12 protein-coding genes are annotated in these 9708 nt (G+C 67.3%); 11 read left to right on the plus strand and 1 reads right to left on the minus strand.

The window, feature by feature from the left end:
- The first annotated feature begins 3 nt into the window (after positions 1–3).
- The 5 genes from ppsR to R1L06_RS08840 all read left to right on the plus strand — a co-directional run bounded on the left by ppsR (position 4) and on the right by R1L06_RS08840 (position 4252).
- The gene (gene ppsR, locus R1L06_RS08820; protein ID WP_006452040.1) at positions 4–825 is read left to right on the plus strand and encodes a posphoenolpyruvate synthetase regulatory kinase/phosphorylase PpsR; all 822 of its coding nucleotides are present in this window, start codon (positions 4–6) and stop codon (positions 823–825) included.
- A 148-nt stretch (positions 826–973) separates the two neighbouring features.
- On the plus strand, positions 974–1483 hold the full coding sequence (locus tag R1L06_RS08825; RefSeq protein WP_032130357.1) for a DUF1249 domain-containing protein: 510 nt from the start codon (positions 974–976) through the stop codon (positions 1481–1483).
- A gap of 42 nt (positions 1484–1525) precedes the next feature.
- Complete coding sequence (locus tag R1L06_RS08830; RefSeq protein WP_317217480.1) at positions 1526–2014, plus strand: NUDIX hydrolase; 489 nt, start codon at positions 1526–1528, stop codon at positions 2012–2014.
- 125 nt (positions 2015–2139) lie between these two features.
- Complete coding sequence (locus R1L06_RS08835; protein ID WP_317217481.1) at positions 2140–2769, plus strand: DUF2239 family protein; 630 nt, start codon at positions 2140–2142, stop codon at positions 2767–2769.
- 118 nt (positions 2770–2887) lie between these two features.
- The gene (locus R1L06_RS08840) at positions 2888–4252 is read left to right on the plus strand and encodes an MATE family efflux transporter (RefSeq protein WP_317217482.1); all 1365 of its coding nucleotides are present in this window, start codon (positions 2888–2890) and stop codon (positions 4250–4252) included.
- A 63-nt stretch (positions 4253–4315) separates the two neighbouring features.
- On the opposite strand, the gene R1L06_RS08845 is transcribed toward R1L06_RS08840, so the two are convergent.
- Positions 4316–4966 carry a class I SAM-dependent methyltransferase gene (locus R1L06_RS08845; protein WP_317217483.1) on the minus strand — a complete coding sequence of 217 codons (651 nt, stop codon included), beginning with the start codon at positions 4964–4966 and terminating at the stop codon, positions 4316–4318.
- 344 nt (positions 4967–5310) lie between these two features.
- On the opposite strand from R1L06_RS08845, the gene R1L06_RS08850 reads away from it, so the two are divergent.
- From R1L06_RS08850 to R1L06_RS08875, 6 genes are all read left to right on the plus strand, one after another.
- Entirely contained in the window at positions 5311–5925 is a 615-nt protein-coding gene (locus R1L06_RS08850; RefSeq protein WP_032130352.1) for a CDP-alcohol phosphatidyltransferase family protein, read from the plus strand.
- A 22-nt stretch (positions 5926–5947) separates the two neighbouring features.
- Positions 5948–7024 carry a class III poly(R)-hydroxyalkanoic acid synthase subunit PhaE gene (gene phaE, locus R1L06_RS08855; protein WP_032130351.1) on the plus strand — a complete coding sequence of 359 codons (1077 nt, stop codon included), beginning with the start codon at positions 5948–5950 and terminating at the stop codon, positions 7022–7024.
- Positions 7021–8088, plus strand: coding sequence for a class III poly(R)-hydroxyalkanoic acid synthase subunit PhaC (gene phaC, locus R1L06_RS08860; RefSeq protein WP_049398209.1), 1068 nt, complete (start codon positions 7021–7023; stop codon positions 8086–8088). Before phaE ends, phaC begins: the two co-directional genes overlap by 4 nt.
- A 55-nt stretch (positions 8089–8143) precedes the next feature.
- The gene (locus tag R1L06_RS08865; protein ID WP_107432472.1) at positions 8144–8515 is read left to right on the plus strand and encodes a YfeK family protein; all 372 of its coding nucleotides are present in this window, start codon (positions 8144–8146) and stop codon (positions 8513–8515) included.
- A gap of 64 nt (positions 8516–8579) precedes the next feature.
- Positions 8580–8783 (plus strand): PspC domain-containing protein, encoded by a 204-nt coding sequence (locus R1L06_RS08870; protein ID WP_006374017.1) that lies wholly within the window; start codon positions 8580–8582, stop codon positions 8781–8783.
- Positions 8780–9232, plus strand: coding sequence for a hypothetical protein (locus R1L06_RS08875; RefSeq protein WP_317217484.1), 453 nt, complete (start codon positions 8780–8782; stop codon positions 9230–9232). Before R1L06_RS08870 ends, R1L06_RS08875 begins: the two co-directional genes overlap by 4 nt.
- The last annotated feature ends 476 nt before the right edge of the window (positions 9233–9708 follow it).

Below are 9708 nucleotides of genomic sequence, written 5' to 3' on the forward strand. Positions count from 1 at the left end.
CGCATGTCGACCATCCGTCCGGTGTTCTACGTTTCCGATGGAACCGGTATCACCGCTGAAACCATTGGGCATAGCCTGCTCACCCAGTTCTCCGGGTTCAGCTTCATTACCGATCGCATGTCGTTTGTCGACGACCCCGAAAAAGCGCGTGAAGCCTGCGCCCGGATCCAGGCGGCAGGGGAGCGGTACCAGGTCCGGCCGATCGTGGTGAACTCCTGCGTGGACCAGAGCCTGAGCCTGATCCTGGCCGACAGCGGCGCGCTGATGCTGGATGTGTTTGCGCCGTTCATCGAGCCGCTGGAGCGTGAACTGGCCAGTCCGCGCCTGGCCCGGGTCGGCCAGGCCCACGGCATGGTCGATTTCGACACCTACCACCGCCGCATCAACGCGATGAACTTCGCCCTGACCCATGACGATGGCATCGCGGTGAACTACGACGATGCCGATGTGATCCTGGTGGCGGTGTCACGCGCCGGCAAGACGCCCACCTGCATCTACCTGGCCCTGCATTACGGGGTGCGCGCGGCCAATTACCCGCTGACCGACGAAGACCTGGAAAGCGACCGCCTGCCGCCACGCCTGCGCAACTACCGGCGCAAGCTGTTCGGCCTGACCATCGACCCGGACCGGCTGCAGCAGATCCGCCAGGAGCGCCGCCCGAACTCGCGCTACGCAAACCTGGACACCTGCAAGCGCGAGGTGGCTGCGGCCGAGGTGATGTTCCAGATGGAGCGGATCCCGACCCTGAGCACCACCCATACCTCGATCGAGGAGATTTCCAGCAAGGTGCTGGCTACGCTGGGGCTGCAGCGCGAGCTGTATTGATCCTCGTCTGGTAGAGCCGGCCGCTGGCCGGCTGGTCGATGCACCCTCGGCCGTGATGCGGGGCTGCCGGCCAGCGGCCGGCACTACCCAGGGGTTGGCTTGCACGTGCGCGCCCCCACGTTGAAGCACCAACGTGTAGGATCGACCCATGGCCCGAGCCTTGCCCCGCACCGAACGCATTCCCCGCCTGAGCCGGCTGAGCTGGCTCATGGGCCTGTACGCGGAAAACTACCGCCATCTGGTGCGTCTGTTCGAACCGGCCGGACTGGTGGCGGGCAGCTACATTTCCTCGATCGGCGACGGCCTGGATGTCCGCCTGGACGTGATCGAGTGCCACCGCTACACGGTGGAACTGCGCCTGACCTACGACCTGGCCGACCCGGTCACCGGTGAGCCGGATCCGTCGGCCTATGTGCGTCTGTACCGTGACGCGCGCCAGGCCGAGACCACCCACTGCTACGTCGGCCGTCGCTGGCAGGACACCATGGGCCTGTACCCGCCGCCGGCGGAGCTGATCAGCCACCGCATGCGGATGAACACCTTCCTCGGCAAGTGGCTGGAATACCTGGCCGAGCGTGGCCACGGTGTCGCCACCCTGCGCCGCGATCCCGACGGCGCCAGTGCGCCTGCCGAGCGTCGCCTGTCGCTGGTGCGCTGATCGGCCATAATCCACGGCTGACCTGCCGCTGGATGCTGCCCCATGCCGTACACCCCGATCGTCGCCACCCTGGGCTATGTGCTGTCGCCCGATCGTCGCCAGGTGCTGATGATCCACCGCAACACCCGTCCCGGTGACCATCACCTGGGCAAGTACAACGGCCTGGGCGGCAAGATCGAACCCACCGAAGATGTGGCGGCTGGCATGCGCCGCGAGATCGCCGAGGAAGCCGGGATCGACTGCACCGGCATGCGCCTGCGCGGCACCATCAGCTGGCCAGGCTTCGGCAAGCACGGCGAGGATTGGCTGGGTTTCGTGTTCGTCATCGATGGATTCGAGGGCACCCCGCACGGCGGCAACCACGAGGGCACGCTGGAGTGGGTGGATCTGGACAAGCTGGACACCCTGCCGATGTGGGAGGGCGACCGCAACTTCCTGCCGTTGGTGTTCGACGCCGACCCGCGCCCGTTCCACGGCGTGATGCCGTACAAGGACGGGCGCATGGTGAGCTGGTCCTTCAGCCGCCTGTGAAGCGGGAAATCGGGTAGCTGCCAACCTTTGGTCGGCACGCTCTTCTGGTTAATTAATACCCGGGCAATATTGACGAGAGAGAATTACCCGGGCAATATTCGCGCATCGCCTCTGATGCCGTTGCCATGCCTGCGTCCCGACTTCCTCCCTTCAGTTGTTTCGACGGCCATCGCCTGGTCGCTTCCGGTACGCCGGAAGTGGCCGCGCTGGCGCTGAAGCAACTGCGTGCCGACAACGCTGCCGGTCCGCTGCTGGTGTTCGACAACGCCACCGGCCGCACCCGTGATTTCGATACGCGTGGCAGCGACGCAGAACTCCTGGCGCGGGTAAACGAAGCGTTTCCCGCCGCCGTGGGGACGGATGCCGACGTCACTGCCGAAGAGGCGCCCGCAACCCCACGTGGCCGTGGCCGCCCCAAGCTGGGTGTGGTCGCCCGAGAAGTGACCTTGCTGCCGCGCCATTGGGCGTGGCTGGCCGAGCAGCCTGGCGGTGCCTCGGTGGTGCTGCGCAAGCTGGTGGAGGCGGCCAGCCGTGCCGGTGCTGACAAGGACCGCCAGCGTCGTGACAGCGAGCGTGCCTATCACTTCCTGCAGACCATCGCCGGTGACCTGCCGGGTTTCGAGGAGGCGATCCGTGTCCTGTTCGCGCATGACCGCGCGGGCCTGGAAGCGGCGTTGCGGAGTTGGCCCGCGGATGTGTGCGCCCACGCTCTGCGCCTGGCCTTCGACGATCCTGCGGACCACGCCGACGGCTGAGCCATCGCGCCGTTGCTGAGCGACGGCCCCACCTGACCGCGGGTCCAGGGCCGCTTCCCCTGTGCGTGCTTTGCTGGCGGAAACGCCGGGCAGGGCGGCGCCTTGCCCAGAGAACCCCATGAGCCCCCCTGTACATCCGATACCTCCGGCAGCACCCCCGCTGTGGCGCACCTATCTGACCCTGCTGCTGCCGATGCTGCTGACCAATGCGCTGCAGCTGGCCGCAGGCACGCTGGACAACATTTACCTCGGCCATCTGCTCGGCACACAGGCAGTGGCTGCAGCGGCTGCGTTCTTCCCGGTCTTCTTCCTGCTGTTGGCCTTGGTAATGGGCCTGGCGACCGGTGCGATGGTGCTGATCGGCCAGGCCTGGGGCGCGGGCCGCCCCCAGCAGGCACGCGCCGTGGCTGGCAGCGCGGTGGCGCTGATCCTGCTGTTGTCGGTGCTGGTGATGGCCCTGGGCGGCGGTTTCGCGCCACAACTGCTGGCGGCGTTGGGCACGCCGGCAGCGGTCCTCAGTGAGTCCATTGTCTACGCACGCGTGCTGCTGCTGACGGCACCGGTGTTCTTCCTGCTGTGGCTGGCCACTGCGCTGAGCCGCGCGGTGGGCGATGCGAAGACACCGCTGCATGCGCTGCTGCTGGCCACGGTGGTCGGCCTGCTGTGCACGCCGCTGCTGATCCTCGGCTGGGTCGGCCCGCCGCAGCTGGGTTCGGCCAGTGCGGCAGTCTCGGCGGCATTTGCCTCGCTGCTGGCCCTGGCCTGGCTTATGTGGCGGTGGCAGAGGATGGGGCACCCGTTGGCGCCGGGACGTGAGCTGCTGCGTGCCATCCGTTTCGATGGCGTGCTCATCCGCGCGATGCTGCGCATCGGCGTACCGTCATCGCTGCAGATGCTCAGCCTGGCCATTGCCGAAATCGTGTTGCTGGGCTGGATCAACCGCGACGGCTACACGGCCACGGCCGCCTACGGTGCGGTCAACCAGTTGATGAGCTGGGTGCAACTGCCTGCGATGTCGCTGGGGATCACCGCCACCATCCTCGCGGCGCATGCGATGGGCGCGGGGCGTACGGCACGGCTGCCCGCCATCGCTCGCACCGGTGTGCTGCTTGGGCTGGCGATGCTGAGCGTGGTGGTGCTGCTGGTGATGGCGCTGGCGCCCTGGCTGACCGGGCTGATTCTGGCGGCCGCAGAGGTGCGCGAATTGGCCGCATCGCAGCTGCGCACGGTGGTATGGGGCGTGCTGGCGATGGGAGGCAGCGCGGTGCTGGTCGGGGTAATGCGCGGCAGCGGCACGGTTTTGCTGCCAGCGTTGCTGGGCATGGCAGCGGTACTGCTGCTGGAGCTGCCGTTGGCGATGTGGTTGCAGGCGCGGCATGGTCTGGCCGGGCTGTGGTGGGCGTGGCCACTGGGGCTGCTGGCGATGCTGGTGATGCAGGTGTTCTGCTTCGCGCATTGGCGGCGGCGGGTGCAGGCTGGGTAGTGCCGGCCGCTGGCCGGCAATCCGGAATGCCGGGGCAGCCGGCCAGCGGCCGGCTCTACCACTTCAGCGCCGCTGTGCCAGCAGCAGATGGAAGTGCTTTTCGCGGATCTGGCTGTCATTTCCGGCTGCGGATTCCCGGTGGCTGCGCCAGGCCGAGACACGGAAGCCCGACACACGCAGCGCCAGCTCCACCGCGTCCAGCTCATGCAGTTGGAAGTCGGCAGCAAATGGCAGGTTTCGCATGAAGCTGGCGTCGCCAAAGGCCAGGCACAGGCGGCCGCCCCGGCGCAGCACCCGCGCCATCTCGTCCAGCACCGGCGCCAGGTTCGGCCAGAAGTACAGGGTGTTGACCGCCAGCGCGGCATCCATCGCGGCATCGGCGACCGGCAGCGCATGAGCGTCGCCGTGTCGCATCGCGGCACGCTCGGCCAACCCGGCGCTGGCCAGGCGCTGGTTGCCGGCCTCGACCATGGCGGTGGACAGCTCAATACCCAGATAGTGGCTGTCGGCGGCCCGCAGCATCAGCGGCGCGAAGGCCGCATTGCCGGGGCCGATCTCCAGGACCCGTTCGCCAGTACCGACGGCCAGCAGCCCGATCGCGGCCAGGTTGAGTGCGCCGTTGCTGCGGTTCATCGAGTCAGCCACCGCCAGCGCGGCCTCGCCATGGGGCTGCCGCAGCTGTGCGGCCAGAGTGGGAGCATCCAGCATCATCATCGTCCGTTGCAGAGTTTCGGACGTGGCGGCGGCGGGTCCGCCGGTGACCATAGCGCCGACCTTGTGGCTTGGGAAGTAGGGAAACCCCGCTTCGGGGTGATGAGGAAATGTCCAGCGTCGCAGTCGGTGAGATCTGGTTGTCCACAGGGGGTGTGGATTACGCGTGGGCAACTTTGTGGATAAGCCGCGACAGGCGCCACCCCCCTAGGCTGTCAAGATGGGTGGCGAAAAATTCACCGCCGGTGAGGACGGGTGAGGGAGCGGTGAAGGCTGGGGCCTGCCAGCGCTGTCGCCAGTGGCGGCGCTCGCGGTAACCTGTGGGCCTTGATGCTCCGTGAGACCCCATGAAACGTCACTTCTCGATGCTGCGCGAATTCCAGCTGGCCGACTGGTTCACCCTGGCCAATGCTTTCTGCGGCACCGGTGCGGTCTTTGCCGCAATGCGCTTCCTGCAGGACGGCGAGCGCGGCTACCTGCTGTTCGGCATGGCGTTGATCCCGCTGGCTTTCATTTTCGACGCCCTCGACGGGCGCATCGCGCGCTGGCGCAAGTCCAGCTCCACCCTGGGCCGCGAGCTGGACTCGCTTTCCGACGTGATCTCCTTCGGTGTGGCCCCGGCGGCGCTGGCCTACGCCTGCGGCATGCAGGGCGGCTGGGACTGGCTGGTGCTGAGCTATTTCGTCTGCTGCGGCGTCAGCCGCCTGGCGCGCTACAACGTCACCGCCGAGGCGCTGGCCGGCGACGAGGGCAAGGTCGCGTATTTCGAGGGCACCCCGATCCCGACCAGCCTGGTGCTGGTGATCGTGCTGGCGATCGCCGCCGGTACCGATGCCATCGGCCAGAACATCTGGTTCGGCCAGTGGCAGATCGGCCCGTGGCAGCTGCACCCGATGGTGCTGTTGTTCGCCCTGTCCGGGTCGCTGATGATCAGCAAGACCCTGCGTATCCCCAAGCCATGAGCCAGCCCTGCGGAGGCCTGCGATGACCAGCTCGGCCCACGACGCCGGCAGCAGTGATTTCGAAACCCTGGCCCGGCAGTACTTCGGCGCCTGGGGCGATGCCCTGCGCCATGCGAGCACGCCCGGCGCGCCGGCCGGTGACGATCCCGGCAGCTGGCAGCGGTTGTTCGACTGGTGGGGCCAGCTGTTGCCCGAGCAGGGGCAGGGCGCGCCGGAAGATGCCGTGCGCCGCTTCCGCGAACAGGCGGGCAGCTGGTACGGCACCATGCAGGAAGTGGCCGCGCGTTTCGCCGGCCGCGACGCCAGCAGTGCCGATGTGGCCCAAGCCTGGCGCGAGGCGGTGCAGGGGCAGGGCGACGGCATGCTGCAGTGGATGCTGCAGGGCGCCCGTGGCAGCACCCACGCTGGCGCCGCTGTACCGGAGTTTGCCGCCTGGCTGCAGCAGTTCCAGCTGCAGGCCGGTCCGTGGCTGCAGAGCCCTGCGTTCGGGCCCGGCCGCGAGCACCAGGCGCGCTGGCAGGCGCTGCTGCGGGCGCAGGAGGAATACCAGCAGCATTCGCGCGCCTATGTCGATCAGATCAAGCAGGCGCTGGATGAGGCCTTCGCGCTGTTCGAGCAGCGCCTGGCCGAGCACGAGCAGCCGGGCAGCCAGCTGACCAGCGCCCGCGCGATGTTCGACCTGTGGATCGAAGTGGCCGAGGAGGCCTACGCCAAGGTCGCCATGTCCGAACCGTTCCAGCAGGTGTATGCCGCGCTGGGCAACGCTCAGATGCGCCTGCGCGCCGGCCTGCAGCGCGAGGTGGAACAGATGAGTGAACGGATCGGCCTGCCGACCCGCAGTGAGATGGACGCCGCGCACCGCCGCATCGCCGAGCTGGAGCGCAGTCTGCGCCGCCTGCAGGCACAGGTGGCGGCCATGGCCGGTACGGGCGAGGTCGATCCGGTGGCACAGCCGGCGCCGGCGAAGGTGAAGCCGGTCGCGCGCAAGGCCGCGAAGAAGGCCGCGCCGGCAAAGAAGGCGGCTGCGAAAAAGGCGCCTGCGAAGAAGGCTGCACCAAAGGCAGCGCCCCGTACTTCCACGCGGACGCGTGACCGATGAAAGGACCGCTGGGCTTCAACGCTGATGACCTGATGCAGGAAACCCTGGCCATGCAGCGCAAGCTGATGGAAGGGCTGAAGCTGCTGCCGCAGGTGGAAGACGTGGACTACGGCGTGACCGCGCGCGAGGAAGTCTGGCGCGACGACAAGGTGGTGCTGTACCGCTTCGTCGGCGAACAGTCACCGACCAGGCGCACGCCGCTGCTGATCGTCTACGCGCTGGTCAACCGGCCGTACATGGTCGACCTGCAGGCCGACCGTTCGCTGGTGCAGAAGCTGCTGGCGCTGGGGCAGGACGTCTACGTGCTGGACTGGGGCTACCCGGATCGCTCGGAGCGCTTCCAGACCCTGGAGGACTACCTGCTGCGCTACATCGATGGCGCGGTCGATGCGCTGCGCGCGCGCGGTGGTGGACCGGTCGACCTGCTCGGCATCTGCCAGGGCGGCGTGTTCGCGCTGTGCTACGCCGCGCTGCGCCGGCAGAAGCTGGGCAAGCTGATCACCATGGTCACCCCGGTCGATTTCCACACCGCCGACAACATGCTCTCGCACTGGGCGCGGCAGGTAGATGTGGACCTGCTGGTCGACACGCTGGGCAACATCCCGGCCGACCTGATGAATGCCAGTTACCTGATGCTCAAGCCGTTCCGCCTGAACGTGCAGAAGTACGTCGGCCTGCTCGACATCCTCGATGACAAGGCTGCGCTGGAGGATTTCCTGCGGATGGAGAAGTGGATCTTCGATTCACCGGACCTGGCCGGCGAGGCGTTCCGCGACTTCATCAAGCAGTTCTACCAGGGCAACGGGCTGATGAACGGCACGGTGCGGATCGGCGAAGAGGCGGTGGATCTGTCGAAGGTGACCCTGCCGGTACTGAACATCTACGCCGAGCAGGACCATCTGGTGCCGCCGGATGCCTCGCGCGCGATGCGCGGGCGTCTGGGCACCGAGGACTACACCGAGTCCAGTTTCCGCGGCGGCCATATCGGCATCTACGTGTCCGGTCGCGCGCAGCGCGAAGTGCCGGCCACGATCGATGGCTGGTTGAAGGCGCGCGACGTGTAAGGCTTGCTTCGCTTTTTGTAGAGTCGAGCTTGCTCGACTGCCTTGGAGAATAATGATGTTGCAACGGTTCACGCTGCTGCTTGCCACGCTGCTGCTGGCAGCACCTGTTGCCCACGCCGCACCCAGTACGGATGCACGCCGGGAGATCGCCCAGCTGATCTCCAGCCTGGACGGCTCCCAGTGCCGGTTCCAGCGCAATGGCAGCTGGTACGACGGCAGCGATGCGCGGTCGCACCTGCAGCGCAAGTACGACTACCTGCTGAAGAAGGACATGGTGGACAGCGCCGAGCAGTTCATCGAGCGCGCCGCCAGCCAGAGCAGCATGAGCGGCAAGCCCTATCGCATCCAGTGCCCGGGGCAGCCTGAACAGACCGCGGCAGCCTGGTTCGGCGCACGCCTGCAGGCCCTGCGCCACCGCACGCCGTAGACATGGGGGCGGTGTAGAGTCGAGCCTTGCTCGACTGCTTTTCCCGTAGCCCAGGAGAACCGCCATGAACACCACGCCGCGCACGCTGTCGCGTTCATTGAACGACCGCATGATTGCCGGCGTGATGGGCGGCATCGCCCACCGCTTCGGCTGGAACCCCACGCTGGTGCGGATCGTGTTCGTGCTGGTCTCGATCGGCTCGGCGGCCTTTCCTGGCATCCTGGTCTACCTGATCCTGTGGCTGCTGATTCCCAACGAGGCCGATTGAAGACTCCCGTGACGCCCTGGCCGGTCTGGCTGCGCGCGCTGCAGGTGCTGGGCGCGGTGTGGACGTCCCCCAATTCACTGCTCGGCCTGATCGGTGGACTGGCCGGCATGCTCGGCGGCGCGACGCTGCGCTGGAGCCGCCGTGACAGCGCGTTGGTGTTCGATCGCTGGCCGTGGGGACCAGGCGGGGCGATCACCCTGGGCAACGTGATCCTGCATACCGGCCATGACCTGGGCATTTCCTGCCGCACCTATGCGCATCAGGCGGGGTGGGGCGTGGAGCCGCTGATCCGGCTGGATGACCACGAACGCGCGCACGTCTACCAGTACATGGTGCTGGGGCCGCTGTACCTGCCGGTGTACCTGCTGTGTGGCGGGGTGAGTGCGCGTAACCCGTTCGAACGCGCGGCCGATCATTTCGCCCGGTTCGGGCGTGGCTGGTGGCCGTAGTATCCAGCCAACGGCGCAGCCCCTCGTGGCCGGCGATGTTTGGTCGCCAAATGCAAAACCGTCGCGCTGGACGGTCGGGTTGGGTTCGCGGGGGACGCCGTGAACCCGTCCATGGGGGCTTGGCCGCGGCATCCGTGCCGCGGACACCCCCGCGAACCCAACCCGACCGTCCTCTGACAGATGGCGGTGGTCTGCACCACCCACGGAGAAGAAAAAGAACAGCAGAAGCGGGTCGCGCGCTGCGCTTGCTCGCGAGCCGAGCCTGCGGTCGGCTTCGCGGACGGGCCTGAAATCAGCCGAGCGTGGGCTCGGCTCTACAAAAAGCGGCCAGCCAGGCTGCTTTTGCTTTTGATCTTCTTTTTTCTTTTCCGTGGCTGGACGTGCCCGAAAACTGTCAGGGGTCGGTCGGGGTGGGGGCGCGGGACCGTTGGCGCCATGGATGGCGCCATCGAGCCCCCAGGGACGGGTTTACGGCG

The sequence above is a fragment of the Stenotrophomonas mexicanensis genome, assembly GCF_032911605.1.
Lineage (GTDB): Bacteria > Pseudomonadota > Gammaproteobacteria > Xanthomonadales > Xanthomonadaceae > Stenotrophomonas > Stenotrophomonas maltophilia_A.